At 70.2% G+C, this 25,801-nt stretch carries 24 protein-coding genes and 4 pseudogenes; 16 read left to right on the forward strand and 12 right to left on the reverse strand.

The features are described 5' to 3' along the window. Nucleotides 1–224: 224 nt before the first annotated feature. Together ACY0PA_RS23095 and ACY0PA_RS23100 are read left to right on the forward strand one after the other, a co-directional pair. Nucleotides 225–893, forward strand: a complete 669-nt coding sequence (locus tag ACY0PA_RS23095) for a SigE family RNA polymerase sigma factor (protein WP_473079617.1) — start codon at nt 225–227, stop codon at nt 891–893. 65 nt (nt 894–958) lie between these two features. After that, nucleotides 959–2,056 carry a hypothetical protein gene (locus ACY0PA_RS23100; RefSeq protein ID WP_473079618.1) on the forward strand — a complete coding sequence of 366 codons (1,098 nt, stop codon included), beginning with the start codon at nt 959–961 and terminating at the stop codon, nt 2,054–2,056. A gap of 117 nt (nt 2,057–2,173) precedes the next feature. Here the strand turns inward: ACY0PA_RS23100 and ACY0PA_RS23105 are convergent, their stop codons facing one another. From ACY0PA_RS23105 to ACY0PA_RS23115, 3 genes are all read right to left on the reverse strand, one after another. Beyond that, nucleotides 2,174–3,001, reverse strand: a complete 828-nt coding sequence (locus ACY0PA_RS23105) for an SURF1 family protein (protein ID WP_473079619.1) — start codon at nt 2,999–3,001, stop codon at nt 2,174–2,176. 80 nt (nt 3,002–3,081) lie between these two features. Beyond that, nucleotides 3,082–4,896 carry a S9 family peptidase gene (locus tag ACY0PA_RS23110; RefSeq protein WP_473079620.1) on the reverse strand — a complete coding sequence of 605 codons (1,815 nt, stop codon included), beginning with the start codon at nt 4,894–4,896 and terminating at the stop codon, nt 3,082–3,084. A gap of 86 nt (nt 4,897–4,982) precedes the next feature. After that, nucleotides 4,983–6,437 carry a helix-turn-helix domain-containing protein gene (locus ACY0PA_RS23115; RefSeq protein WP_473079621.1) on the reverse strand — a complete coding sequence of 485 codons (1,455 nt, stop codon included), beginning with the start codon at nt 6,435–6,437 and terminating at the stop codon, nt 4,983–4,985. A gap of 178 nt (nt 6,438–6,615) precedes the next feature. Here ACY0PA_RS23115 and ACY0PA_RS23120 point away from each other — a divergent pair, with 178 nt between their 5' ends. Next, nucleotides 6,616–8,016, forward strand: coding sequence for a M64 family metallopeptidase (locus ACY0PA_RS23120; protein WP_473079622.1), 1,401 nt, complete (start codon nt 6,616–6,618; stop codon nt 8,014–8,016). A gap of 272 nt (nt 8,017–8,288) precedes the next feature. Then, nucleotides 8,289–9,461, forward strand: coding sequence for an RNA-guided endonuclease InsQ/TnpB family protein (locus ACY0PA_RS23125; RefSeq protein WP_473079623.1), 1,173 nt, complete (start codon nt 8,289–8,291; stop codon nt 9,459–9,461). A 61-nt stretch (nt 9,462–9,522) separates the two neighbouring features. Here ACY0PA_RS23125 and ACY0PA_RS23130 read toward each other — a convergent pair whose 3' ends face one another. Both ACY0PA_RS23130 and ACY0PA_RS23135 read right to left on the reverse strand, forming a co-directional pair. After that, complete coding sequence (locus ACY0PA_RS23130) at nt 9,523–10,476, reverse strand: M56 family metallopeptidase (RefSeq protein WP_473079624.1); 954 nt, start codon at nt 10,474–10,476, stop codon at nt 9,523–9,525. Next, nucleotides 10,473–10,898 (reverse strand): BlaI/MecI/CopY family transcriptional regulator, encoded by a 426-nt coding sequence (locus ACY0PA_RS23135; RefSeq protein ID WP_473079625.1) that lies wholly within the window; start codon nt 10,896–10,898, stop codon nt 10,473–10,475. Before ACY0PA_RS23135 ends, ACY0PA_RS23130 begins: the two co-directional genes overlap by 4 nt. A gap of 130 nt (nt 10,899–11,028) precedes the next feature. Here ACY0PA_RS23135 and ACY0PA_RS23140 point away from each other — a divergent pair, with 130 nt between their 5' ends. From ACY0PA_RS23140 to ACY0PA_RS23155, 4 genes and pseudogenes are all read left to right on the forward strand, one after another. After that, nucleotides 11,029–11,706: a DedA family protein gene (locus ACY0PA_RS23140; protein ID WP_473079626.1), complete on the forward strand. Its 678-nt coding sequence runs from the start codon at nt 11,029–11,031 to the stop codon at nt 11,704–11,706. After that, nucleotides 11,703–12,311 (forward strand): phosphatase PAP2 family protein, encoded by a 609-nt coding sequence (locus tag ACY0PA_RS23145; RefSeq protein ID WP_473079627.1) that lies wholly within the window; start codon nt 11,703–11,705, stop codon nt 12,309–12,311. Before ACY0PA_RS23140 ends, ACY0PA_RS23145 begins: the two co-directional genes overlap by 4 nt. Next, nucleotides 12,299–13,051: pseudogene (locus ACY0PA_RS23150) on the forward strand (PP2C family protein-serine/threonine phosphatase); the annotation flags it as partial. The gene ACY0PA_RS23145 and the pseudogene ACY0PA_RS23150, both read left to right, overlap by 13 nt. A gap of 206 nt (nt 13,052–13,257) precedes the next feature. Beyond that, nucleotides 13,258–13,500, forward strand: a complete 243-nt coding sequence (locus ACY0PA_RS23155; protein WP_473079628.1) for a chaplin family protein — start codon at nt 13,258–13,260, stop codon at nt 13,498–13,500. Between the two features lie 59 nt (nt 13,501–13,559). Here ACY0PA_RS23155 and ACY0PA_RS23160 read toward each other — a convergent pair whose 3' ends face one another. The 6 genes from ACY0PA_RS23160 to ACY0PA_RS23185 all read right to left on the reverse strand — a co-directional run bounded on the left by ACY0PA_RS23160 (nt 13,560) and on the right by ACY0PA_RS23185 (nt 16,873). Further along, on the reverse strand, nt 13,560–13,889 hold the full coding sequence (locus ACY0PA_RS23160; RefSeq protein ID WP_473079629.1) for a hypothetical protein: 330 nt from the start codon (nt 13,887–13,889) through the stop codon (nt 13,560–13,562). Nucleotides 13,890–13,975: 86 nt separating this feature from the next. After that, on the reverse strand, nt 13,976–14,614 hold the full coding sequence (locus ACY0PA_RS23165) for a vitamin K epoxide reductase family protein (protein ID WP_473086398.1): 639 nt from the start codon (nt 14,612–14,614) through the stop codon (nt 13,976–13,978). A gap of 53 nt (nt 14,615–14,667) precedes the next feature. Further along, complete coding sequence (locus tag ACY0PA_RS23170) at nt 14,668–15,168, reverse strand: DUF5949 family protein (RefSeq protein WP_329571780.1); 501 nt, start codon at nt 15,166–15,168, stop codon at nt 14,668–14,670. 106 nt (nt 15,169–15,274) lie between these two features. Further along, complete coding sequence (locus tag ACY0PA_RS23175; RefSeq protein ID WP_473086399.1) at nt 15,275–15,559, reverse strand: hypothetical protein; 285 nt, start codon at nt 15,557–15,559, stop codon at nt 15,275–15,277. A 473-nt stretch (nt 15,560–16,032) separates the two neighbouring features. Then, nucleotides 16,033–16,302, reverse strand: coding sequence for a hypothetical protein (locus ACY0PA_RS23180; RefSeq protein ID WP_473079630.1), 270 nt, complete (start codon nt 16,300–16,302; stop codon nt 16,033–16,035). Between the two features lie 331 nt (nt 16,303–16,633). After that, the gene (locus ACY0PA_RS23185; protein WP_473079631.1) at nt 16,634–16,873 is read right to left on the reverse strand and encodes a chaplin; all 240 of its coding nucleotides are present in this window, start codon (nt 16,871–16,873) and stop codon (nt 16,634–16,636) included. A gap of 296 nt (nt 16,874–17,169) precedes the next feature. Here ACY0PA_RS23185 and ACY0PA_RS23190 point away from each other — a divergent pair, with 296 nt between their 5' ends. Continuing rightward, nucleotides 17,170–17,649: a hypothetical protein gene (locus ACY0PA_RS23190; RefSeq protein WP_473079632.1), complete on the forward strand. Its 480-nt coding sequence runs from the start codon at nt 17,170–17,172 to the stop codon at nt 17,647–17,649. Then, nucleotides 17,631–18,203 (forward strand): hypothetical protein, encoded by a 573-nt coding sequence (locus ACY0PA_RS23195; protein WP_473079633.1) that lies wholly within the window; start codon nt 17,631–17,633, stop codon nt 18,201–18,203. The genes ACY0PA_RS23190 and ACY0PA_RS23195 overlap by 19 nt, the downstream gene beginning before the upstream one ends. 509 nt (nt 18,204–18,712) lie before the next feature. Here the strand turns inward: ACY0PA_RS23195 and ACY0PA_RS23200 are convergent. Further along, nucleotides 18,713–19,303 (reverse strand): annotated as a pseudogene (locus tag ACY0PA_RS23200) (sugar transferase); the annotation flags it as partial. A 252-nt stretch (nt 19,304–19,555) separates the two neighbouring features. Here ACY0PA_RS23200 and ACY0PA_RS23205 point away from each other — a divergent pair. The 6 genes and pseudogenes from ACY0PA_RS23205 (at nt 19,556) to ACY0PA_RS23230 (ending at nt 25,794) form a co-directional block, all read left to right on the forward strand. Next, nucleotides 19,556–20,554 carry a UDP-glucuronic acid decarboxylase family protein gene (locus tag ACY0PA_RS23205; RefSeq protein WP_473079634.1) on the forward strand — a complete coding sequence of 333 codons (999 nt, stop codon included), beginning with the start codon at nt 19,556–19,558 and terminating at the stop codon, nt 20,552–20,554. Nucleotides 20,555–20,661: 107 nt separating this feature from the next. Beyond that, nucleotides 20,662–21,510 carry a WecB/TagA/CpsF family glycosyltransferase gene (locus ACY0PA_RS23210; protein WP_473079635.1) on the forward strand — a complete coding sequence of 283 codons (849 nt, stop codon included), beginning with the start codon at nt 20,662–20,664 and terminating at the stop codon, nt 21,508–21,510. Continuing rightward, nucleotides 21,501–22,367, forward strand: coding sequence for an FkbM family methyltransferase (locus ACY0PA_RS23215; protein ID WP_473079636.1), 867 nt, complete (start codon nt 21,501–21,503; stop codon nt 22,365–22,367). Before ACY0PA_RS23210 ends, ACY0PA_RS23215 begins: the two co-directional genes overlap by 10 nt. Before the next feature lie 436 nt (nt 22,368–22,803). Continuing rightward, a pseudogene (locus tag ACY0PA_RS23220) lies at nt 22,804–23,064 on the forward strand (IS701 family transposase); the annotation flags it as partial. A gap of 361 nt (nt 23,065–23,425) precedes the next feature. Next, nucleotides 23,426–24,376: pseudogene (locus ACY0PA_RS23225) on the forward strand (ISAzo13 family transposase); the annotation flags it as partial. A 59-nt stretch (nt 24,377–24,435) separates the two neighbouring features. Beyond that, on the forward strand, nt 24,436–25,794 hold the full coding sequence (locus ACY0PA_RS23230; RefSeq protein ID WP_473079566.1) for an IS4 family transposase: 1,359 nt from the start codon (nt 24,436–24,438) through the stop codon (nt 25,792–25,794). Nucleotides 25,795–25,801: the final 7 nt, after the last annotated feature.

The following is a 25,801-nucleotide window of genomic DNA, read 5'->3' on the forward strand; positions in this document are numbered from 1 at the left end:
TCGTCGAAGATCCCTCCCCGTTCCGTGCAACCGCGCACGGGACGGGGAGCGTCTTTGCGATCGCCTTTCGGGGGCGCCAGGCCTAGGGGCGCCAGGGGAATCTGGGGCGTAGGGGAAGAGCGGGTACGCATGAGGGCACTTGACGCAGCGTCATGGATGATGCCTGCCGCAAACAGGACGCCTGTCGCGTACAACCCTGACGGGGGGAAGCGTGTCCAACAGGCGTGGCAGAGGTACTCGATTTCACAGCGGTTCAGGCGAGGGGCGCGGTCCTTCGCCCGCCCCGGCGTCCCCGGATGTCCGGTTCGTCCGGCGGTATGCCGGTGATCGCCCCCATGCCGGCAGCGCGGCCTGCCCGCGTACCCGCTCAGCGCGAAGGCGCTGAGGAGACGATGGCAGCAGGCACCACGGTCGACCATCTCACCGAGACCTACCGCGCCCACTACCGGTCGCTTCTCGGTCTCGCGGCCCTGCTCCTGGACGACACGGCCTCGTGCGAGGACGTCGTGCAGGAGGCGTTCATCAGGGTCCACTCCGCGCGCAAGAGAGTGCGCGACCCCGAGAAGACGCTCGCGTATCTGCGGCAGACGGTCGTGAACCTCTCGCGCTCCGCCCTGCGCCGCCGCATCCTCGGCCTGAAGCTTCTGACGAAGCCGATGCCCGACATGGCGAGCGCGGAGGAGGGCGCGTACGACCTCCTTGAGCGCGACGCGCTGAAGAAGGCGCTGCGCGGGCTGCAGCGCCGCCAGCGCGAGGTCCTCGTCATGCGCTACTTCGCGGACATGACCGAGGCGCAGGTGGCGGAGGCCCTGGGCATCTCCCTCGGTTCCGTGAAGGCGTACGGATCCCGGGGCATAGCGGCGCTCCGCGTCGCCATGGAGGCCCCCGCATGAGCAGCGACGAGCACCGCAACGATCGGGATGGGCAGAACAGGCGTGTGGGATCCGGGGATGGAACTGTGAATCACGGCCCCGGCCAGGACGACGGCCTCTGTGGCGGTCCCGAGGATCCCTTCGGCCGCCCGGACTCCGCGGGCGTCGCGGACTCCGTCGACCCGCTGGACTCCCTCGGTGCTGACGAGCTGGCGCTGCGACGCCTGTTGCACGAGGCCGTGGAGGAGATCGAGCCTACGAACGGGACGCTCGAACATCTGCGCCGCGCGGTGCCCGCCCGGCGGGCCCGTAAGCGGCAGGCCGTCGTCGGTATGGCGGCCGCGGCCCTGTTCATCGGCACGGCGATCCCCGCGCTCGTCCATGTGACGGGCCAGAGCGGGTCGAACGACCGGCCGTCCATCGCCGGCAACAGCGAGGCGACACGCGGCGGTACGGGTTCCGGGAAGGGGCCCGACGGCGGCGAGAGCGGCACAGGGAGCCCCTCGGGCAGCTCCAAGTCCAAGGACAAGGACGGCAAGAAGGGCAAGCCCGGCGACAAGGGCAAGGGCGTTGGCGGTGGTGCCACCGGCGGCCCTGATCCCGCGAGCACGGCGGCCGCGAGCTCCCCGGTCTGCGGGGCGGCCGACCTCGGCAGCGCCTCGGCGAACGTCGGCGCGGCCGACGCGGGCGGCAAGGTCTACGGCTCCTTCCGCGTCACGAACGTCTCCCGGGCGAACTGCTCCGTGGACGCCCCCGGCGCCGTGTCCGTCCTCGCCCAGGGCGCGGCCGACCCGGCCAAGGTCAACGTCGTCGACCACACGGCGGGCGACGCCGCGACCGGGCTGCCCGACCCGTCGACGGAGCCCAGCCAGCTGATCCTCGAACCGGGCATGTCGTACGAGGTCCGCTTCGCATGGGTCCCATCCGCGGAGTGCCCGACCACGGGAGGCGGTGGCGACCCGTCGCCCAGCCCGACCCCGTCCGGCGGCACCACGGGCGACGCGACGGGCTCGAACCCGGACCAGGGCGGCCTGTCCACGCAGATGGTCGCCGAGGGCCCCACGGCCGACGGCAGCGTAGCGGTCTCCCACACAGCGGAAGGGGGCGCGCCCTCCTCCAGCGCGACCATCCCCAACGCGTGCTCGGGAACGGTGTACCGCACGGGGATTCTGCCGGCGTCATAGGGGGAGCCGTCTTAGGTCCTAGGGGGAGCCGTCTTAGGGGGAGCGGCGGGCCGAAACCCGGACTCGCCGGGGGCGCCTCGCACTCGCCCTCGCGCCGGAGGTGCCTCAGGTGCCGGACTAGCCTCGGGCCGCTTCGGGGCTCGCGGGCTCCGGGGAGTCTGCCGCGTCCGGAGCGTCATCCGATTCCGTGAGCCCCAGGGCAGCGTCCCGCGCGAACTCCGCCTCGCGGCGCAGCAGGCGGAACCACATGAAGACCACGAAGCCCGCGAAGACGAACCACTCGCCGGTGTAGCCCAGGTTCTGGAACGCCTTCAGGTCGAGGCCACTGCCCTGCGGCGCCGTCGCCGGTACCGCCGTCATCCCCGAGTCCGCCTTGTCGAGCGTGACCCACGCGTCGTAGACGTCGTACGGGACGAGGTTCACCAGGGACGCGGCGCTGATCGCGCCGAGCTGCCCGGCCGGCAGGCCCCCCGCGGCCGGCGCCCCGCCCGAGCCGGGGCTCTCGGAGGCCTGGAGCGCACCGGTGACGGTCACCTCGCCCCGGGGCGCGGCGGGAGCCTTCGCGGCGCTCACCGCGCCGGGCACCCAGCCGCGTACGACGGGCAGCGCCCGACCGGCGCCCCCCTCCGTGCGCAGCAGCGTCACCACGTAGAAGCCGGTCCTGCCGTCGAGTTCACGGTCGGGGACCAGGAGCTGCTTGCCGTAGTGCCCGGTCGCGGTGGCCCGCTTGCCGGACGTCTTCTGGTCCACGGGCAGCAGGGAGCCGAGCGGCCGGGGCGCGGCCTTCTCGTTCGCCGTCGACTGCGCCGAGGCGTCCTTGTGGCCCTGCACCCGGTCCTCGAAGCGGCCGAGCTGCCAGGAGCCCATGAAGACGCAGAAGGGGATGGCGAGCACGACGAACACGTTGATCCCCCACCACCGGGGGGTCAGGAGGAACCGGTACACCCTCCCCACGGTACGGCTCCCGCGCGGGGACCCGGGCCGCGGGGTGGGCCCGGCCCCGCGCGGGAGCGCCGCCGCGTCCGTCAGGTCAGATGCCGCGCCGCGAAGTCCAGCTCCAGTCGCACCTGCTTGATCCGCTCCTCCACGACGAGCGAACCGTGCCCCGCGTCATACCGGTACACCTCGTGCGTCGCGCCGCGTGCCGCGAGCCGGTCCACATAGTTGTCGATCTGGCGGATCGGGCACCGCGGGTCGTTGACCCCCGCCGAGATGTAGACCGGGGCCTTCACCTCGTCCACGTACGTGAGCGGGGACGAGGCGGTGAAGCGGTCGGGGACCTCTTCCGGGGTGCCGCCGAACAGCGTGCGGTCCAGCGCCTTGAGGGCCTCCATCTCGTCGTGGTACGCCGTGACGTAGTCCGCGACGGGCACGGCCGCGAGGCCCACCGCCCAGACGTCCGGCTGGGTGCCGACGCCGAGGAGCGTGAGGTACCCGCCCCACGAGCCGCCCGCGAGGACGAGCCGGTCCGGGTCGGCGAGCCCGGACGACACGGCCCACTCGCGGACCGCCGAGACGTCCTCCAGCTCGATGAGGCCGACGCGGTGCTTGAGCGCGTCCGTCCACTCGCGCCCGTATCCGGTCGAGCCCCGGTAGTTGACCCGGACCACCGCGTACCCGTGGTCCACCCAGGCCGCGGGTCCGGCCGCGAACGAGTCGCTGTCGTGCCACGTAGGCCCCCCGTGCACCTCGAACACGGTGGGCAGCGGCCCCGTCGTCCCCGCCGGCTTCTGTACGAGGGCGTGGATGCGGCCGCCGGGCCCCTCGACCCACACGTCCTCCACCGGCACCGACGCCGGTGCCTTGAGCCCGGGCGGATCGAGGACCACGCCGCCCGACGTGGACCGGACGACCGACGGCTCGGCCGCCGAGGACCACAGGTACTCCACGCTGCCGTCGGGCCGCGCCGTCGCCCCGGACACCGAGCCCGGCGGCGTCTCGACGCGGGTCAGCGCGCCCGGGCCGAACTCGTACCGCCACAGGTCGCTGCGGGCCTCGAAGCTGTGCGCGACCAGGAGGGCGGAGCCGTCCGGATACCACTCGGCGGAGACGTCACCGGGCAGGTCGAGGGCGAGATCGGTCTCCTCGCCCGACGCCACGTCCCACACCATCGGCTCCCAGCGTCCGCGCCGCTGATGCCCGACGAGGAGCCGGGTGTCACCGTCGACCGGAGCGAAGCCGAGGACCTCCAGGCCCAGCTCCTGCGTGCCGCCCTTGGTGTCGTCGAGCTCGGCGACCGTCGTCCCGTCGGGCCGCACCACACGCAGCGCCGAGTGCATGGCGTCCCCGTGCTCCGTGTGCTCGACGGCGATGAGGGTGCCGTCGTGCGAGAGGTCACCGACGCCGGCCGATTCGCGGTGCCGGTAGATCTCCTGGGGCGCGCGGCCGTCGCGGACGACATGGATCGTCGTGCCGTCCTCGTCCGTGGAGCGGCCCACGACCGCCGTCGAACCGTCCCTCCCGATGGCCAGGCCCGCCGGGTACGAGGCTTCGAGCCCGTCCACCGCGGGGACGTCGTCGCCCCCGCCGAAGGGCTGGCGCAGCCACACCCCGAACTCGTCGCCGTCCTTGTCGCTGAACCACCAGATCCACTCGCCGTCGGGGGACAGGACGCCGTCCGTCGTCCCGTTCGGCCGGTCCGTCGCTCTGCGCTGCTCGCCCGTCGCCCGGTCCCACGCGTACAGCTCGTACGTCCCCGTCGCGTTCGACACGAACAGGGAGCGGTCCGGCGCGTCCTCCGCCCAGTCGGGCAGGGACACCCGCGGCGCACGGAAGCGCTTCTCCCAGTCCGGCATGGATCCGCCGCCCGCCCCCCGAGGGGCCCCGTTGCTCTCAGTCATGGCCCCATAGTGCCTCCACCGGCCGACAATCCGCTGGCGAGGTTCCCCAGCCTGTGGATAACTCCGGCCTGTGGATGACTTCCCGGTCACACGGGCGGCTCGGCGGGGGCCGGGCCGAGGGTGGTGGTGCCGGGCGCGGCGCGGTGTCCGAGGCCCGTGCGGTACGTGTCGAGGGCGGCGTCGATACGGCCCGTGCGGCGGTAGAGGTCGCCGAGCAGGCGGCACAGGTCGGCCAGGTCGCCCGCCGCGCCGGCGCGTTCGAGCAGGCTCAGTGCGGTGACGTAGTGCTCCTCGGCGGCCTCGGCCGCCGCCGTGTCCTGTGGGTCGCCCGCGGCCCCCGACTCCTCCGCGATGATGCCGAGCAGCCGGTGCGCGCCCGCCGCGTGGACGGCGCCGCGCTCCGGATTCAGGTCGCCGAGCAGGGCCCGTAGCAGCGCGGCCGCCTCGTCGCTGCTCCCCCTGCGGCGCAGCACGTCGGCCAGCTCCACCTCGACCTGCGTCGTGTAGAGCACCGCTCGCTTGGCCGACAGCATGTCGCGCGCGGTTCTCAACTCCCTTTCCGCGTCGGCGAGCCGGCCGTCCTGCGCGTGCACATACCCACGCATCCAGTGGCAGTGCGCGAGTTCGGTGCGGATCTGGAGCCGCTGGTACAGCTCGGCGGCCTTGCTCAGGGAGGCGTCCGCCTCCGCGGCGCGGCCCTCGGCAAGGAGCGTACGGGCCACCGAGCGGTGCATCTTGGCGACGAGTACCGGGTCCCCGGCCTGCGGGGCCAGCGAGAGCGCCAGCTCGGCGGCCTGCGCGGCGCGCGCGTGGGCGCCCATGTCCATGTACGGGGCGATGGTCGCGGTGTAGAGCAGCAGCAGGGCGTCCGGGTCGTGCAGCCCGCTGGTGTTCAGCTCGTCGAGCGCGGACTCCAGGAGGTAGCACGCGTACCGCAGCTCTCCGGAGAGGTAGTGCGCGAGGGCACGCGCGCGCACGACGGGGGCGCGCTGGGGCAGTGGTGCGCCCACTGCGACGAGCAGCGCCTCGGCGGCCTCGAAGTGCCGGTGGGCGTCGGGGAGTTCGCCGGCCTCCAGGGCGCACTCGCCGAGGCCGAGTTCGGCGGCGGCCTGTTCGGCGGTGAGGCCGTGCCGCTCGGCCTCGGCGCGCAGCTTCTCGTAGAGGACGGCGGCCTCCTCGGCGGCGCCCGTGGTGAGCCCGCGCTGGGCCTCGGTGAGGCGCAGGCGCAGCCGGGTGGCGAGGTGGGCGGGCTGCCCCGTCGTGAGCTCCTCGTAGGTCACGCCGAGGCGCTCGGCGACATGCCGCAGGGCGGCCTCGGAGGGGCGGACGCGGCCCGCTTCCAGGGTGGAGACGTAGGCGGGCGTGTAGACGGGCTCAGCGACCTGACGCTGGGTCAACCCCCGTTCTGTACGCAGACGGAGGACGCGGCGGCCGATGGGTTCGTCGGCAGGTTCGGCAGGCTCGGCGTCCGGTGCGAGGCCGGGTTCCCCGTCCGGTATGGAGCCGGGGCCGCCCGCCTCCGGGGTGCTGTCGTGCGTCATCGTGCGGCGCGCCGCCCTTCCTGTCCCGCTCCGTGGTTCCGCACCCGCAACTGTCGTTCGTCGCAGGGCACTTGAGTCTCACCCCTTGTCAGCCGTCACGCCACCCCCTAGGTTGATCGATCGATTAAGTCTGATTAACCCAGCATTTATGTCTCCTACTTGAGTACCCGAGGTCCTCGTGCCGATACCCAAGTCCCCGCGCCGTCCCCTGCCCGCCGCGCTCCTGGCCGGCGTACTCGCGGCCGCCTGCCTCGGTGGTGCGGGCCTCGCCGGTCACGCCGACGCCGCCGAAGCCGCGGGCGGGCCCGGCGAGGGGACCCGTACGGTCGAGTACTTCGCCGACTCCCACGGAGAGGGCCGGCACGTCCGGGTCCCCGCCGCCGTACCGGCGAAGATCCGCAGGGAGAAGGCCGCGCCCGCGACGTCCGCGCCGGACGGCGAGGTCACCCCGCTGCAGAAGACGGGCCCCTCCGAGGGCCGCCTGGACCTCGTGATCATGGGCGACGGCTACACGGCGGACCAGCAGGTGGACTTCAAGCAGGACGCCGAGTCCAAGCTCGATTCGATTTTCGCGATCGAGCCGTACAAGAGCTACAAGGGCCTCTTCAACTTCTGGCTCGTCAACGCGGTCTCGAACGAATCGGGTGTCTCCGGGGACCCCACCCAGGAGGTCGTCAAGGACACCGCGCTCAGTAGTTACTTCTTCTGTGACGACGTCGAGCGACTGCTGTGCATCGACGAGAAGAAGGTCGACTCGTACGCACAGCGGGCCCCGGATTCCGACATCGTCTTCGTCGTCTCGAACGCCGCGAAGTACGGCGGCGCCGGTTACAGCGGCGTCCAGTCGACGGCCGGGCACACCGGCATCGCCACGATGTCCTCCGACAACGACCGCTCGTACCTGATCGGCGCCCACGAACTGGGCCACTCCATAGGCCTGCTGGCCGACGAGTACCAGTACGCGGGTTACGGCAGGTACCCCGGCGCGGAGCCCGTCGAGCCCAACACCAGCATCCTGACGGCGGACGGCATGTCCGGCGCCAAGGCCAAGTGGTACCGCTGGCTCGGCGAGAGCGACCCTTCCCCAAGCTCTCGGCTTCGCTCGAGCAGGGGAGGCCCCAATGGCGGGACCGTGGGCACGTACGAGGGCGGCGGCTACTACGAGTACGGGATCTACCGCCCCACCCAGAACTCGATCATGCGTGCCCTGGACACCGAGCAGTTCAACCTCGTCGGCCGCGAGGCGATGATCGCCGGTTTCTACCGCGACGCCGACGTGCTCACGGCCCGCACCCCCACCACCCGCACCCTGCGCCCCCAGGACCACATCCGCGTGGACCTGGCGCCGCTCGCCAAGGGCCTGTCCGACGTGCGCGTGCACTGGTCCGTCGACGGGGTCGGGGTCGAGGTGCGCCGCGCCGCCGCCGAGCACACCGTCACCGGCAAGGAGCTCGGCGCGCGCAAGGGCACGCACACCATCACCGCGACCGCCGTCGACAGCAGCGCGTCGCTACGGGACCCGGCGGCGATCCGGGCGGCGTCCAACAGCGTCAGCTGGACGGTGAAGACGGGCAAGTGACGGGCCACGCGCGCGAGGAGGCCGGGTTCAGCGGATTCTTGCGAGGAGCCCCGGGCGTTCACGCCCGGGAGGAATCGCATCCACGGGGTGCGACGCGGAGCGTCGCCGTGATGTGCCGCAGGCCATGACGGCCGCGGAGCGGCCCGGGGCGTTCCGGCGGAGCCGGGCCACGGCGGTGTGCGCGGCCAGGGCCCGGGCGGGTGTCGCTCGTTCGGGTGGGGCGGGGGCGAACGTGTGGTGGGTCTTCGTCCGGGTGTATAGGTTCGCTGCTCGTGAAGCTGGTGGTGCGGGTGAAGCTGCTGCCGACGCCCGTACAGGCGGCGGCACTTGAGGCGACCCTGCACGCCTGCAACGAGGCCGCCACGTGGGCCGCGTCCGTCGCATTCGAGGAAAACGCGCTGCGTCCGCTGGAGCTCCGCAAGCACACCTATGCCGAGATCCGGGTCAGGTGGCAACTGGGCGCGCAGGCCGCCCAGCACGCCGTCAAGAAGACCTGCGACGCCTACACCACTTTGAAGGCGAACCTGCGTAAGGGCCGGTACGGGCGGCCCGGGACCAGGCGGCACATTCGCGCGGCGGGCAAACCCATCGCCTTCCGGCCCCAGGCTGCGCAGCCGTACGACGACCGGATGCTGTCCTGGCAGCACGAGCAGCAAACGGTGTCGATCTGGACCACAGCCGGCCGCCTGAAGGGCGTGGAGTTCACCGGGCAGGCCGGGCAGCTGGAGGTCCTGGCTGTGCACCGCCGGGGCGAGTCCGACCTGGTGTTCCAGGGCGGGAAGTGGTTCCTGATCGCGACCTGCGAGATCCCCGAAGCCGCCCCGAACACCCACCCGGCCGGGTTTCTCGGCGTCGACCTGGGGATCGTGAACATCGCGGCCACCTCCGATGGCGAGCGCCACTGCGGCAGGCGGATCAACCGCAAGCGCGAGAGTGACCGGAAGCTGCGTTCCAAGCTGCAGAAGAAGCACACCAAGTCCGCCAGGCGGCGGGCGAAGAAGCATGCGGGCAGGGAAGCCCGGCGGAACAAGGACATCAACCACAAGATTTCGAAGCGGATCGTGGCGGAGGCTGAACGCACCGGTCGCGGGATCGCCCTGGAGACACTCACGGGCATCCGCGAGCGGGCACGGCTGAGAAAGCCCCAACGCACCACGCTCCACTCCTGGCCCTTCGCCCAGCTCGGCTCGTTCATCGCCTACAAAGCGAAGCGGGCCGGGGTGCCGGTCGTCTACGTCGATCCGGCGTACACCAGCCAGGAATGCTCGAAGTGCCATCACACCGAACGCGGAAACCGGCCTGCCCAGGCCGTCTTCGCGTGCCGGGTCTGCGGCTTCGTTGAGCACGCGGACCACAACGCGTCCCACAACATCCGCCAACGCGGCTGGATGGTGTGGGTCTGCGGGGCTCAGTCAACGGCCCCTGAACTCACCCTCATCGCGTGAGTCCTGGACGCAGCCGAACCCATCACAGCCAGTGATGACTCGAGCAGCAAGCCCGGTCGTTTCACGACCGGGTAGTTGACCGGCCGGTCTCTCCCTGGGCGACCTCCACGCCCGTGTGCAGGTCGTGGGCCGCGTCGGCGACCGCGCCGGCCGAGAGCGCCGCGCACACCAGGAGCGTGCCGGCCAGCGCGCGCCGCAGCGCCTTGCGCGGGCGGGCCGCCGTGGCGCTCGTGGTCAGCAGGGCGGTGACGCGCCGCGGCACCGGGCCCGCCGTGACGGCGAGCGCCGTACGGGGCCGTGATCCGGCCCCCGGGAAGCGGGCCGCGGCGAGAGCGGCCCGGCCGATCGCGCGCGCGGTGAGCGCCCGGTCGCCGGTCGCGGTGGCGGCGGACTCGTCCGCCCAGCGCTCAAGCGCGTAGGCAAGGGGTTCGCGCAGACCGCGCAGCATCGGGTGCAGGGTGACGGCCAGTTCGGCCGCCGCGAGGAACAGGTGGTGGCGGCCCGCGAGGTGGGCGCGCTCGTGCGCGAAGAGCACCTCGCGCTCCCGCGCGTCGAGGGACCGCAGCATCCCCGTCGTCACGACGATCCGGCCGGGGCGGCCCGGAAGGGCGTAGGCGTACGGGAGTTCGTCCGGCCGCACGCAGAGTTCGTCGGCGCCGGCGGACCCGGCGCGGGCCGCCCGCATCTCGCGCCGCTGCCGCAGCCCCGTACGGACCAGCGCGAACGCGCCCGCAGCCAACGCGAGCGCGGCGAGGACCGACGCGGGAACGAGTACCGGGGAGCCGTCGCCGAGGAGGGGTGGCGACAGACGCCCGAGGGCGGCCACAGGTGGCAGCCGCAGCGCCCCGGCGGAGGCGAGGAGCCCGAGAGAGGCCGTGCTGGACCCGGCGAGGACGACGGAGAAGCCCGCCAGCGTCCACGCCGCCGCGCGGGGCGGCAGCCACTCGGCGGCGCGCCGCGCGGCGGGCACGGCGAGCAGCGGCATGAGCAGCGGGATCCAGACGGCGAAGATCATCGGCCGGTACCTCCGCGGCCGCCGCTCCCTGTGCTGCCCTCGCTGTCGCTGTCGCTGTCGCTGTCGCCGTCGAGCAGCGCGCGCAGCATCTGCTCGTCCTCGCTGCTCAGCTCGGAGACGAAACGGGCCAGGACCGTGCCGCGGTCCTCGTCCTTGTCGAGTTCGGCGTGCATACGGCGGGCCGTGAGCCCGTGCGCGTCCTGCGCGGGCCGGTACGCGTAGCCGCGGCCCGCCCGGTCCCGGGTGACCGTCCCCTTGGCGTAGAGCCGGGTCAGGATCGTGGTCACGGTGGTGCGGGCCAGGCCGTCGGCGAGCGCCCGCTGCACCTCGCCGGGGGTGAGCGGCGTCTCGGCGGCCCAGAGCGCGGCCAGGACGCTCGCCTCCAGCTCGCCCGCGGGACGCCGTTCCTGCTCCTCGGCCATGGGAACGATCCTCCGCTCTTCTTCGTCTACAGTCGAGTAGACCGTCTACACGACTGTAGTCGCATGGTCGGCGCCCGCTCACGGGCCGCCGTCCAGCCCATTATGAGACGACTGAGAGAGGAGCGGCCCCATGGCCGTAGACCCCCTCGCCGCCGCGCAAGCGGTGAACGTGCTGGACGCGGGCTCCCTCCTGTCCGCCTTCGGCGCCCTCGGCGTGGCTGTCGTCCTGTTCGCGGAGACCGGACTGCTCGTCGGGTTCTTCCTGCCGGGCGACTCGTTGCTCTTCACGGCCGGCCTGCTCTGCGCGGGCGGCTCGCACGGGCCCGTCCATCTCTCGCTGCCGCAGGTCCTGGCTGCCGCCGTCGTGGGCGCGCTGGCCGGAGCGCAGGCCGGGTACGGGATCGGGCGGCGCGGCGGCCGCGCGCTCCTGGCCCGCAGCAGAGCCAAGCGGCTGCACGAGGGGGCGGCCCGCGCCGAGGAGCTCCTGGAGCGGTACGGCCACGCCAAGGCAGTCGTCCTGGCGCGCTTCGTCCCCGTCGTCCGTACCGTGCTCAACCCGCTGGCCGGAGCGCTCGGCGTGCCGGCGCGGGTCTTCACGGTGTGGCAGGTCGTCGGCGGCCTCGTCTGGACGGTCGGCCTGGTTCTCGCGGGGTACGGACTCGGCTCGTCGGTGCCGAACGTCGACGGTTACCTCCTGCCGATCGTCGTCCTCGTCGTCATCGTCTCCCTGATCCCGCTGGTCCTGGAGGTGTGGCGCTCCCGCTCCCGGGCACGCGAGCGCCGTGCCGCGGAGGAGGGCACTTCATGACGGCACCCCTCGCCTTCAGCGGCGCGTCCGTGGACGGTGCTCTCTATACGTGGGTGACCGACCTGGCGCACAGCACTCCGCACGCGGTGAACGCCATCGTGTCCGCCTGGTCGGACTACGGGCTCGCGCTCTTCGCCGTACTGATGATCACGGCCTGGTGGCGCGCGAGAGGCGAGGGCGGCGTCCGGATGGCCTGGGTCCTCGCGTCCCCGGTCGTCGTCGTGGCCGCCTACGCCGTGAACTCCGTACTCAAGTCGATCGTCGACGAACAGCGCCCGTGCCGCACGCTCCACACCGCCACGGTGGAGGCGTGCCCTGCGCTCGGGGACTGGTCGTTCCCCAGCAACCACGCGGTGATCGCTGCCGCGGCGGCCGTCACGCTGCTGCTTGCCGACCGCCGCATCGGCCTGATCGCTGTTCCGGCGGCGGTCCTCATGGGCGCCTCCCGGGTGTGGATCGGCGCGCACTACCCGCACGACGTCGCGGTGGGCCTGGCCATGGGCGCCACCCTGGCGCTCCTGCTCACCCCGCTCGCGACCCGGGCCGCCCCACTGGTGGACCGCCTGAGAACGACGCGTCTACGGCCACTGGTGTGCGCTCGATAGCGGAGGTGGCCCAGCGCGTACTGCTGCGTCCGGTGCCCCGCAGCGCCGGCCCGCTGCGGGTGGCGGTGTCGTACACATCGGCGGTGGCAGAGGCCCGGATAGGCGGCGATCTGTACGAGGTCGTGGCCTCGCCGGGCGGGCATACGCGTGATCATCGGCGATGTGCAGGGCAAGGGGCTCGACGCCGTCGAGACGGCGGCGCTCGTCCTCGGCGCGTTCCGCCAGGCCGCGCACGACGAGCCCGAACTGCTCGGCCTGAGCCGCCTGGAGCGCGCCGTCGACCGGGATCTGCACGGCGAGAAGTTCGTTACCGCGCTCCTCGCCGAGGTGCGGGGCGGTGGCAGCGAGGTCACGTTCCTCAACTTCGGGCACCCGGCCCCCATGCTCGTACGCTCCGACGGCTCGGCGCACTTCCCGCGCCCGCCGCAGTACGCGCTGCCGCTCGGCCTCGGCGTGCACGGAGCGGAGGGGCCCGAGCCGTACACCGTCGGTTTCGAGCCCGGCGATCAGATCCTCCTGTACACCGACGGCGTCACGGAGGCGCGGGACCGGGCCGAAGACTTCTACCCGCTCGGCGACCGCGCCTCGCTCCTCAAGCACCCGACCCGGAGGCCGCCCTCAAGGAGCTGCGCGCCGACCTGGTCGACCACGCGGCGGGCCCCCTGCACGACGACGCGGCCATGCTCCTCCTGCGCCACCGCCACGAAGAGCCACCCGGCACCGTGCCCTCCGTCCCGTAATGATTCGCGCACCGAATTACCGACGATTTTCGGCACTGGCTGCCGTGCGCAACAGAACTTGGCCGCCCTATTCCGCCGGGATCCCCATAAATCGGGGTCCGTCGGATGGATGTCGTTAAGGCCGTTACCTGGGCGGGGTGAGTCCGTTGAACCGGTATGCGGACGCGATCTCGCGGCCGTATCTGTCCAGCAAGAAGGAGAACGTGATGTCTCGCATCGCGAAGGCCGCCGCTGTCGCGCTCGGCACCGGCGCCGTGGTGATCAGCGGTGCCGGCCTGGCCATGGCCGACGCCGGCGCCCAGGGCGACGCCGCCGGCTCGCCCGGCGTCATCTCGGGCAACGTCGTCCAGGTCCCGGTCCACGTCCCGGTCAATGTCTGCGGCAACACCGTCGACGTCATCGGCCTGCTGAACCCGGCCTTCGGCAACACCTGCACGAACGGCGGCTGACACCGCGAAAAGGCCCCCGGCGGTGATGCGCGGGGGCCTTTTCTCATACACAGCGCCGCTTATGCGTACCGATACAAATGCCCATGCTCCAGCAGCGAACTCGGCTTCACTCTTCGCGGAGGCATCGGCTCGTCAATCGTCATCACGCGGCCCGTCCCCGTCGAGGTCCCCGCAGACAAATTGGCGTCGGAGCCGGGGTGTTTCCGGTGCCAGAGCGACCAGAGCAGCTCGGGCGCCTTCACATGCAGCGCGTTCTCCACACCGGTCAGCGGAACGGCTATGGGTACCTGCTCGCCCGCGACGGCGGTAGCGGCGCCCGCGCCCGCGGCGGCGAGGCAGCCGGCCAGTACAGCAAGCGTCTCTCTGGCAGTTGACTTCATGTCGGACACGGATCCTTTCGGGCTTCGCGGAACTTGTCACCGCGAAAGGAGTAGCGACCCGGCCCCCCGCCCGGCGCAACCGGCCGATGTGCGGCTCAGCTGGTCCAGAAGTCCCACCAGCGGGTCAGGATCAGCACCCCGATGATCCCGACGTGCAGCACGGGAAGGACCCACGTGAACTCGCCGAAGAACGACCGCAGCCAGGACGGCGCGGGCAGGAACCCGTTGCGCACGTTGAACGACGTCACGTACCAGAACATGACGATCGTGGCGACCCACGCCAAGGAGCACCACAGGCACAGCGAGTTGATCCGGTACAGCGACTGGAACTGCAGCCACGTGCAGAATCCGACCCCGAACAGCGTGCCCGCGTTGAACGTCAGCCAGTACCAGCGCGGGAACCGCGCCCGCCCCAGCAGGCTCATCCCCACACAGATCACGACCGCGTAGGCCGCGAGCCCCAGCATCGGGTTCGGGAACCCGAACACCGACGCCTGCTCGCTCTTCATGATGTTCCCGCAGGACACGACGGGGTTCAGACTGCAGCCCGGCGTGAAGTTCGGGTCCTCGAGCAGCTTGAACTTGTCGATCGTGATGACCCACGCCGCGAGCAGCCCCGCCGCACCGGTGATCACCAGCAGCAGCGCGAAACCCAGGAAACGGGACCCCGGAGCGGCACGCCAAGCATCAACAGAGGCTGTGCCGTGCCGAGTTGGACCGGACTGTCGCGGCATCCGGGCCGGGCGTCCCTCGGTGTTCGTGGTTCCCATGGGCCACTTCCTTCTCGTCAGACGCGCAGCTTGCGTACGGGGAGCAGGCAGTGGGCCGCGCCGGTCAGCGTCGCCTCGTCGCCCGCGAACGAGGCGAAGTCCTCCTCGGCGACCGGGCTGCCGGGCACCGCCGAGGTCCAGGGACGCGTGGTGAACACGAAGTACGCGTAACCGCGTTCGGCCGCGGCGGCCAGCCACTCGGGGGGCGCGACGCACTGGGCGTTGAGGTACGGCATGTTGACGACGGCCTGGCCGGCCTCGACGAGCAGCGAGACGGGGAAGCTGGGGTTGCCCGTGGCGTCCACGACCTTGCCGACCGGCAGGCCGTTGTTCTCCAGCAGGGCCCGTACCGCTTCGGTCGATGCCTCCTGCCCGCCCGCGCCGTCCCCTAGGGAGTAGGCCAGCAGGAAGGGCATGTCCCCTGCCTCGTCCGGGTGTTCGCCGCTCCACGCGATGACGGCGAGGGTGCCCAGATCGATGGCACGGAAGGCGCGGTTCTCAGTCGGCGTTGAAGTCACCACGGCAGCGTAGCCACGGCCGCCGGGCGCCCCGGCGATCTTTCACCCGCTTGGGGGAACGGCTCCCACTCGAACGAGAATGGGCGGAACACACCCGCGCAGACCGCTACTTGCCGAGGGGAAGGCCGCCGAGGAGACCGGCCGGGGCGCCCGCACCGGCATCGTTCACGTTGTCCGCCGTGTTCTGCACCGTGTTGAGGACCGAGCCGCCCCGCTCCGTGTCGAGCATGTTGGTGTGCAGCGGCTGGGCGTCGAGCACCGACTGGTGGCTGAGGGTCTCGATCGCGCCGTTGAGGCTCGTCGGCGTGAGGTCGGAGGCGAAGGCGGGTGCGGCTGCACCGGCGATGACCATGGATCCGGCGGCGACGACGGCGGCCTTCAGGGGATTCATCATGTTTCCTTCCTTGGGGTGACGATTTGTCACCAGCGACGGAATATCCAACGAGCGTCCCCGGCAACGGAAACTCCGAGGTCAGGGGATTTGCCGAACCCACTCGAATGAAGGGCCGTGGAGTTCTCATATGAGATTTAGGAAGAGGTGAATTGTCGGCGCAGGGCGCCGGATCAGGCACGGCCGGAACATGAAGAGCCCGCCGCGCGGGTGCAGGACCGGCCCGACGGGTCGTCGGGGGCGCCCGCTTCGCCGCGGGCGCGCCCCGTCGGTTGAGCAGCGCGGGAGCCCTGGGGAGCGCCGGCGTCTGCGGGAGCGTGGAGGTCGACGGGAGCGGGATCCCCGGGAGTGCGGGGAGCTTGGGTAGGCCCGGCAGCGTGGGCGCGGGCAGCCCGCCGCCGAGCAGCGTGGCGGCGAGCAGGTTCACCAGGGCGGTGACGGCGTTCGTGGCCGCCGTGGCGACGCTGGCGACGTCACCCGCGGTGGACGCCTTGAGCAGCGTCGACGGCGGTCTGGAGCGCGGTCAGGGCGTCGCCCCGCACGTCCATCCGGGCCGCCTTGGCGTCGTCGGGGGTGCCCGACTTCGGTGTCGTGGCGGTTGCGGGGACGGTGGCCTTGGCGGCGTCGATGGCCTCCTTGATCGCGTCCACGTACTTCTGTGCCGCCTCGACGGACGGCTTTCCCTCGTCGGCCTTGAGGACCTCGGTGAGCAGGTCCGTGACCGGCGTGATGACGGAACTCATGCTGCCGAGCGCCGACCTGGCCCAGCAGCGCATCCGCTCCGGGAACCGGTGCGCGCAGTGCCTCGACGCTGCTGGAGCTCCCCGGGTCGCTTTCGGCGGCTATCGCGGGGGCGGCGGTGCCGAGGAGAATCGTCGCGCAAAGAGCGGTGGTAGCAATGCGCCGTACGGCCTGATGAGGCATGTGCGATCACCCTTGGCTCTCGGTGTGTCGTGCCAGGTGGGGCGGTCGTCCGGGTGCCCGCGGGGGCCCTTCCCCCCATACGGCGCAGCACATGCAAGAACGGCCGCCCCGAAAGGGGCGGCCGCGGAAGGGTCCCGGGGGAGAACCGAATCAGGTGTTGGCGCAGGTGTTGCCGAACGTCGGGTTCAGCAGGCCGACCACGCTGACCGTGTTGCCGCAGACGTTCACGGGGACGTGGATCGGGGCCTGGACGACGTTGCCCGAGGCCACGCCGGGGGAGTTGGTGGCGGCACCCTGCGCGCCACTGTCGGCGGCGGCGACGCCGGCGGTGCCGGCCAGAGCGGCGGCGGCAACGGTGGAAAAGACAAAGGCCTTCGCGGTACGCGACATGGGGAATTGCTCCTCGGTCGGTTGATACGGCTCCGGGGCAGGCGCCCGGCTCGTGGATCAACGGGCGCCACCTGTGCGGGGTTGCGCATCCGATCGGGTGACCGCGTGGCGGAGACTTCACTTCTTCACCATTTCGACATACATATTGGGTTTCGCGGATAAATGCGCATCTGTCGCTACAGTGGCTCACCTCCCGGCCCGGTGAGGCGGGGCGCAGAACCGTTTCCCATCAAATGCGACTTTCACATTCTCATTTCCGTGATTCAGAAACTCTTGTCCCTGAACGGGAATCGGCCATGCGTCATCGCACGGGCTCGTTCCCGCGCCGTACGGCGGTGGGCGTCATTTCTCTTGCCGCGATTTCCGCGACCTGTGGCGCCGCGGCCGCGCCGCCGGCCCGCGGGGCGGAGAGCATCGCTTTCACCCAGCGCTACCGGGCGCTTCAGCACGGTGGCGTGGTCCGGGCGGCCAACACGGCGATCAGCTGCCGTACCGCGGCCGCCGCGGCCAAGGCGTCGTGTCCCGCGGCCCGTTCGGGCAGGGCGGCGGCCGACGGTGACTTCGACATGGTCGACACGGACATCGACCGCGACCCGAACACGTACAACTCCAGCAGCACGGAGGTCCGGCTGCCCGCCGGCGCGCGGGTCACATACGCGCGGCTTTACTGGGGCGGCAATCTCTGTGCGGGCGGGCAGAAGCGGCCAGAGACAACGGCCGTGCCTTGCTGCACGAGCCTGGCGGCAAGTACAGGGCAGTGCACGCGGACACCCTGATCGGGCACCGCGTCGCGGGCGGTGCCGATGCCTATCAGACGTCCGCCGATGTCACCCGGCTCGTGCGCGCGTGCGGCGGCGGGTCGTACACCGTCGCGCAGCTCAATGTGGCGAAGGGGCGCTCGGCGGGCGGGGCTTGGGGCGGCTGGACGCTGGTCGCCGCGTACGAAAAGGCGTCGGAGCCGCTGCGGCGGATCGCGCTGTGGGACGGGTTCGACTCCTTCGACGCGCGGCACCGTGACCGCACGGTCCACCTGGCCGGGCTGCCCGTCGGCGCCGGGGCGGCCGGACACGTCGGCATGGTCGCGTACAACGGCGAACGGGGCGTCAAGGGTGACGCGCTGAGTGTCTCCTCGGGGCGCCGGGCCCGGCCCGTCGCGCTCGGGAACGCCGCCAACCCGGCCGACGACGCGCTCAATTCGAGCATCAGTGAACCGGGGCGCGCGCAACCGCGAAGGGTCCCCGCATACGCCAACACCCTCGGCTACGACTCGGAGTCCTCGCGCTCGGCCGGGGCATCGGGCAGCGGGGGCCGGGACTCGACCTCCGTATGACGTCGCGGCGGGACACGGCCTGGATCAGCGTGTCCTCCGCAGCGGTCAACGCCAGGCCCTAGCTTGACTCTGACGCGTAAATAACTGCAGGTGAGTGGGGTTTCTGGCAGGGGTGTTGGCCCGGGCGTCGCACGAGCTGGAACCGCAGAAACTCGAACATGCTCTTGCATTCGATCAACGTCTCATCGACATCACAGAACACCAGATACGCGGGCCGGTGCCCCCGCCCTGTCTCGGTCACCGATGCGGTAGGTCAAGCCGCCCAACCCGTTCTGCCACATGGGCAGTAGTGACCGGTCCCATTGCCCACTGCGTGCTTCTGGACAAAAGCAGTCGCTTGCCATGCGCCATGAAGTGGGAATTTCTAGATATTCCGGCGTCGGTGACCTCCGGGGCCGGCGTCGCGCAGACAAGATTGCAGCGCCGGTCCCAACCGTAACCTCCCGCACGCCCGGACGAAGTTCCTTCTCGGGTCCGGCAGTTTCCAGGGTTCGCCCGGGCTCGGGCGCTCAGTAGGCACCGTCACCGCGCAGCACGGCAGGCAGGGTCCGGAAGAGGATCGCCAGGTCCAGCCTGAGCGACCAGGTGTCGACATAGTGCAGGTCCAGGCGCAGGGCGTCCTCCCAGGCCAGGTTGGACCGGCCGCTGATCTGCCACAGTCCGGTGAGCCCGGGCCGCATCTGCAGGCGATGGCGTGCATTCCCGGTGAACGCCGAGTCCTCGACCGGCAGCGGCCGAGGACCGACCAGGGACATCTGCCCCTTCAGCACATTGACCAACTGCGGCAGCTCATCCAGGGAATAGCGGCGCAACCAGCGTCCGACCGCGGTCACACGCGGGTCGTCACGGACCTTGAACAGGTGTCCGTCTGACTCGTTGCGAGCCGCCATGGCCTTCCTCAACTTCTCGGACCCGACTCGCATGGTGCGCAGCTTGAGGACCTGGAACTCCTTGCCCCGCCAGCCCGTTCGTCGCTGGCGGAAGATCAGGGGACCCGGAGTGTCGACCCTCACGGCGACGGCGGCCGCCAGGAGGATCGGTGCCAACAGCATGAGCAGGACGGCGGCCCCCACCAGATCGATGGTGCGTTTGACCGCTCGGCCTGTCCAAAGCGCGTGCCGGAACGGGGCCGGCCGATGGCGTGCCGTCTCTCCGACGAATACCGACATCTACTATCTCCTTTGGGCAGAACAGGTGAAATGCCCTTATCGAAGGGCATGTCAACCAACGTGATTTCTCAATTGACCCATAACTGAGTAATAGATAGAAACACGACATCGTCCTGATCTTCGGCAATGACACTGCAACTTGCCCCCGGCCAAGCGCGGCGTGGGGCGACCGAGAGGACCTGCATGCGTGCGGTAGTGACGGGTGGGGCCGGCTTCATCGGTTCCCACCTGTGTGAGCGGCTGATCCACGAGAACCACGACGTGGTCTGCGTGGACAACTTCCTGACCTCCGACCCTGACAACGTGGAACACCTCACGGACGACCCCCACTTCAAGTTGATGCACCGGGACATCAACCAGGGCCTGGACGTGCCCGGCCCGGTGGACGCCGTGTTCCACCTGGCGTCACCCGCCTCGCCCGCGGACTATCTGAGTCTGCCCCTGGAGACGCTTCGTGTGGGGTCGGCCGGCACCTGGCACGCCCTGGACCTGGCCGCCGCGAAGAGTGCACGCTTTCTGCTGACCTCCACTTCGGAGTCGTACGGCGACCCGCTGATTCACCCCCAGCCGGAGACCTATTGGGGGCATGTCAACCCTGTCGGCCCCCGCTCGGTGTATGACGAGGCAAAACGCTTCGGTGAGGCACTGACCATGGCCTACCGCAGAAACCGCGGTGTGGATGCCAAGATTGTGCGCATCTTCAACACCTTCGGCCCGCGGATGCGCGCAGACGACGGGCGCGCCATCCCCACCTTCATCAGCCAGGCACTGCGCGGAGAACCGATCACGGTCACCGGTGACGGCAGCCAGACCAGGTCGCTGTGTTACGTGGACGACTTGGTCGAGGGGTTGCTACGCATGCTGGCGAGCGACCACGGCGGCCCGGTCAATCTGGGCAACCCCCATGAGGTCTCCATGCTCGAGCTGGCACAGTGGATCAGCAAGCTGACCAGGGTCACCTCCGAGATCACGCTGATCCCGCGCCCCCAGGACGACCCGGAGCGGCGCCGTCCGGACATCACCAAGGCCCGCGAACTGCTGGACTGGGAACCCACGACTCCAGTGGAACAGGGGCTGTGCGACACAATCACCTACTTCCGGCGCCAACTGGTTTCCGGGGACTTCACCGAGGGCTGGGACCGCCCCCTCTCCCCGTCCCCGATCCCTCAAGCCCGCTCATGACGACCCCGACCCGTATCCAGCAGACCCCTGCGGCGCCCGCCGCGCCTGTGGTCGAGTGCCTGGGCGTGCCCATCACGGCGCACACGCGGGAGAGTGCGGCCTGCCATGTGCTGCACCTGGCCCGGCGGATCCGCGAGGAACGCTATGCCCAGCCCGATGCTTCGGAGGCTGTCACCGCCAGGCAGGGCAGCGACGTCCACCTCTCGAACGCCTACACGCTCGCTCTGGCGGACCGGGACGCCGAGCTTCGCAGCCTCCTTCGCTCGGCCTCCCTGAACCTCCCCGACGGACAGTCAGTCGTCTGGGCCAACCAACTGGTCCACCGCGGCACGCCGCTGCCCAGCACACGCGTGTACGGGCCCGACCTGCTTCTGGACGTCTTTGCCCTGAGCCAGAACACCGACGTGCGCCACTACCTCCTCGGCTCCACACCTCAGGTGATGGACGGGCTGCACCGGGAACTGCGCCGCCGCTTCCCCGGGACGCGGATCGTCGGCACATGCTCTCCTCCGTTCGGCCCGCTGAACGCCGAGGAACTGCGCCGCCAGGCCGAAGACATCCGCGCCGCCGATGCGGACGCCGTCTGGGTGGGTCTCGGCACCCCGAAACAGGATCGCTGGGCCGCCGACCTGTGCGCCCAACTGCCCGTGGTGGCCGTGGCCGTGGGCGCGGCCTTCGATTTCATCGCAGGCACCAAACGTCAGGCACCGCACTGGATGCAGAACAACGGGCTGGAATGGCTGTTCCGGCTCGGCTGCGAGCCACGTCGTCTGTGGCGGCGGTATCTGTTCGGCAATGCGTGGTTCGTGTGGAGAGTGACCCGGCAGTCAATGATGGCCCGGGCACGGCCCGGCAAGACGGCCCCAGCCGCCTTGCCCTCTGCACTGGACGGGCGAACCCGTTTGGGGCAGAGCGGACGGGCAGGAGAATCAGGGAGAGGACAAGCATGTCACTGATCGGCAAGGCGCGGTGGATCTTGGGACATCCAGCCTTCACGGCTCAGCCGGTCACCTCGCTGCTGCGACTGGTCACCTGGCGGGCACGGACCGCGGTACGCATCGGAGCCACGGTCCCGCTCGGGAACTCCGGAATGCGGATGTGGTGTCCGCCAGAGTGGCGGGGCAACGCGAAGCTGACGTACCTATGGCGCAACGCCTACGAATCCGAACTGGCCCAGCTCCACCGCTGGGTGAGCCCCGGTGACCACGTCGTGGACGTAGGGGCCCACTACGGCGCGTACGCGCTCCCCATGTCCCGGATCGTCACCGCCAAGGGACTCGTCACCGCACTGGAGCCCTCGCTGCATGCCCGCGCCGTGCTGTCCAAGAACATCCGGCTCAACAACGCGCGCAATGTACGGGTCCTGCCGGTCGCAGCTGGAAGGGACACGTCCCGGGGAACCCTGCACATCCACAGGGACCGATCCCGTTCCTCCCTGGCCGGGCTGTCCGATGGTGCGGCCGCCAAAGAGCCCGTCGAGGTGGCCCGGCTCGACGACGTAGTGCCGAGGGACCGCCGGATCGCGCTCATCAAGATGGACATCGAGGGATACGAGCAGTGGGCGCTGGAGGGGGCCAGGTCCATCCTCACCGAGGACAGGCCCGTGGTCATCTTCGAGTACACGCCGCCAGCTGCGACCGCCGCCGGGCTGCCTGTTCGGGGAGCCTGGGACGCCCTGGCCGCCTACGGCTACCAGATGCACCGGGTCACGGACGGCGGCGAAGTGCGCCCGGTGTCGGACCCCGACACCCGCTGCGGCACCACGGACAACATTGTGGCGATCCACTCGTCTAACGCGGGACTGGCGGCGTGACGGACAGAACGCGCAGGCAAGGCGTGGTCGTACAGCCGTATCTGCCGAGCTACCGCACCTGCTTCTTCGAGCGCGCGCGTGCCTGGACGCCCCGGGGTCAGGCTCGAGGTCGTCCACGGACCGCCTCCGTCGGGGCAGGACGCCAGGCGGGACGCGGCCTCCTGCTCCTGCGCTACCCGAAGTACCCACCGCGAGGCTGCTGACGGTGGGTGGGACCTCCGTGACCTGGCACCACGTCGACCGTCACGTCTCCCGACGCGGTGGCGCTCGAACAAGCGTTGCGCAGCCTGGAGGCGTTTCCGGTTGCGCTGCGCCAGTGGACGGAGCGGAAGCCACCGCCAGTCCCCGACCCTACTGGCGGTGGTTTGTTGACGGCGGGTCAGGGCCGTAGTAGGCCGGTAGCAGAGGAACGTCGCCTCGCCGCCTGGGAGCTGTGATGACCCGCCGTGTGCCGCGTCCGCCCGCTCCGGGCCCGCTGGAAGCCTACGCCGCACGCTTCGATGACCTGTTCTCCACGCTGGCACAGCGCCGCGGGTTCCGCGAGTACCTCGCGGGGCTGCTGCCGCGAGACCGCAACAAGACGCTGACCTGCCTGGCCGGCACCGAACCCATCGTAGGTGCCCAACATGCTTCGGCGCAGCGGCTGCAGTTCTTCCTGTCCGAGTCGACGTGGGACCACGAGCAGTTGAGATCACGGGATCGGGCAGATCACCACGCGTCATGACACCAGTCTTAACTGATCCGCGGACCCGCGGAGGGGGAAACGGCGAAACCGTGATCTAGACTCAGAACAGGCCCTAACCTTGATCGTTCATGAGTCTCCGTCAGTTTGCTGACGGAGACTCTGTGCTTGTGTGGTGCGGCTTTTCTGGGGTCGGGGCAGGCTGAGGGCCCGGCGCCCACCCGACGCGACAGCCGGGCCACCAGCCTTCCCACGACCAGCCCGCAACAGCAAAACGGTCCGACGGAAGGACCGACGGACCGTCATGCAAGATCGAGGCTAAGGGCTCGCAGAGAATCAACGTGTTGCTTTCCGTCCCTGGATTCGTTGGTGTGGTATGCGCATCCTGGACGAGACTCGTGCCCAACTCGCAGTGAAGTTCGCGGTGTTGTTCCCGCATCTGGACGAGCGGCAGCGGCGGCTGTTGATGGCCGCGGAGGCCCGAGGGCTGGGACACGGCGGCATCCGGGCCGTCGCGCGGGCGGCCGCGGCGAGTGAGACAACGGTCCGCAAGGGCGTGGTCGAACTCGAGGCCGGAGAAGATCCGTTGGGACGGGTGCGGCGACAGGGCGGTGGCCGTAAGCGAGCGGTCGATGTCGACCCCGGGCTGCGGTCTGCGTTGCTGGCTCTGGTCGAGCCGGATGTGCGGGGTGACCCCGTGTCGCCGCTGCGGTGGACAGTGAAGTCCACCCGCACCCTCGCGAGGGAGCTAACCCGCGCCGGACACCAGGTCAGCGCCGACACTGTTGCCGACCTGCTGCGGGAGGAGGGCTTCAGCCTGCAGGCCAACGCCAAGACCATCGAGGGCACGCAGCACCCCGACCGAGATGCCCAGTTCCGTTACCTCAACGAGCAAGCCCGCGCGCATCGGGATGCCGGGCAGCCGGTGATCAGCGTCGACACCAAGAAGAAGGAACTGGTCGGCGAGTTCAAGAACCACGGCCGTCAGTGGCGGCCGGCCGGTGACCCGGTGCCGGTGCACGTCCATGACTTCGCCGACCCGCATCTGGGCAAGGCCATCCCGTACGGAATTTACGATCTGGCGGCGAACACGGGCTGGGTGAACGTCGGCACCGATCACGACACCGCCGCATTCGCCGTGGAATCGATCCGTCGCTGGTGGCATGGCCACGGCCAGGACGCCTACCCGCAGGCGACACGACTGCTGATCACCTCGGACGCGGGCGGCTCCAATGGCTACCGCTACCGGGTCTGGAAGAGCGAACTGGCCGCCCTGGCCGCCGAGACGGGCCTGACGATCACGGTGTGTCACTTTCCTCCGGGCACACAATGCCGTTGTTTGAAGGTTCATTGAGTTGGTAGTGACGGACTGAGCGTCGCGCCGTTATGCGGGGTGTGCATCCGTGGAGCGGGGTATCTGAGCGAGTGCGGCTGGGCTTGATCACACAGTGGGTGACGCCCGAGTTGGTGGACGAGGTCCTGTCGGAGTGTCGCAAACGGGACCGTCGGCCGGGAGCGTTGCCGGCGGGGTTCATGGTCTACTTCACACTCGCGCTTGCGCTCTTCCACCAGGACTCCTACGACGATGTCGCAGAACAACTGGTAGGTGGAATACAGGAGTTGAGCGAGCACATCCCGCACAAGGCGTCTTTCACCCGGGCTCGGGAGCGCCTGGGACCGGAGGTTGTCGAGCGGATCTTCCACCGTCTGGCCGGTCCGCGGGCCCCTGCGGGGCTGGCCGGGTCCTTCTACCGGGGGATGCGTCTCGCTGCGGTCGACGGGTTCCTGCTGGACGTGCCGGACAACGAGGCCAACCGACTCGCCTTCGGCGGCCCGAAAGACTCCAGCGGGAAACCGGGCGGGTTTCCGCAGGTGAGAGTCGTGACGCTGACCGAGACCGGCACACACTCTTCCATCGACGCCCGGGTGGGCGGCTACAACAGCGGTGAACGCGACCCAGCCGTGGCAATGGCTGCCTCGGCCTCCGGGATGCTCGTGATCATGGACCGGGGGTTCCCCGGGGTGGAGTTGTGGAAGGCCTACACCGGCGCCGGTGCCCACCTCCTGCTGCGGGCCCGCTCGTGTGTGGCACGCAGCCCAGTACGACACCTGCCCGACGGCACCTACCTGGCACGCATGAACCTCGCGGGGCAGAAGGGCGCCCATCCGGGCGGTGTGCTGGTGCGCGTGATCGAGTACCGCGTCGACGGGGGCGAAGTGATCCGCCTACTGACCGACCTCTTCGACCACGACGCCTACCCAGCAAGGGAGTTGGCGGTCTTGTATCACGAAAGATGGGAGGTGGAATCGGCCTATCGGCAGATCAAGACCTTCCAGCGGGGCCGGCAGGAAGTTCTGCGATCCACCGACCCACAGCTGGTGAGCCAGGAAGTGTGGGCGCACCTGGTCGTGCACCACTGCCTGACCGGCATCATCATGCAACTCGCCGACAACAACGGCATCGACCCGGACCGCATCTCGTTCGTCAAGGTCCTCAAGCACACCCGACGCAGCGTGGTCCGCCAGCTCGCCGACACCCCGCCGAAGATCCGCAGGTTCCTGACCGCGCTGGCGGCGAAGGTCCGCCGGAAACTCGACAGCGGCACCCGCCGACTGCGAGAGGCAGACCGCTTCCTGAAACGGCCCAACTCGCTGTACTCCTACCGGCCGAAGAACAAACCGAAAGCCCCACCACGCCACGTACCCGCCAGGACCATCACACTGCAGGCGACGATAGTTCAGTAGTCAAACA

The organism is Streptomyces sp. DS1-CR2 (assembly GCF_055760475.1).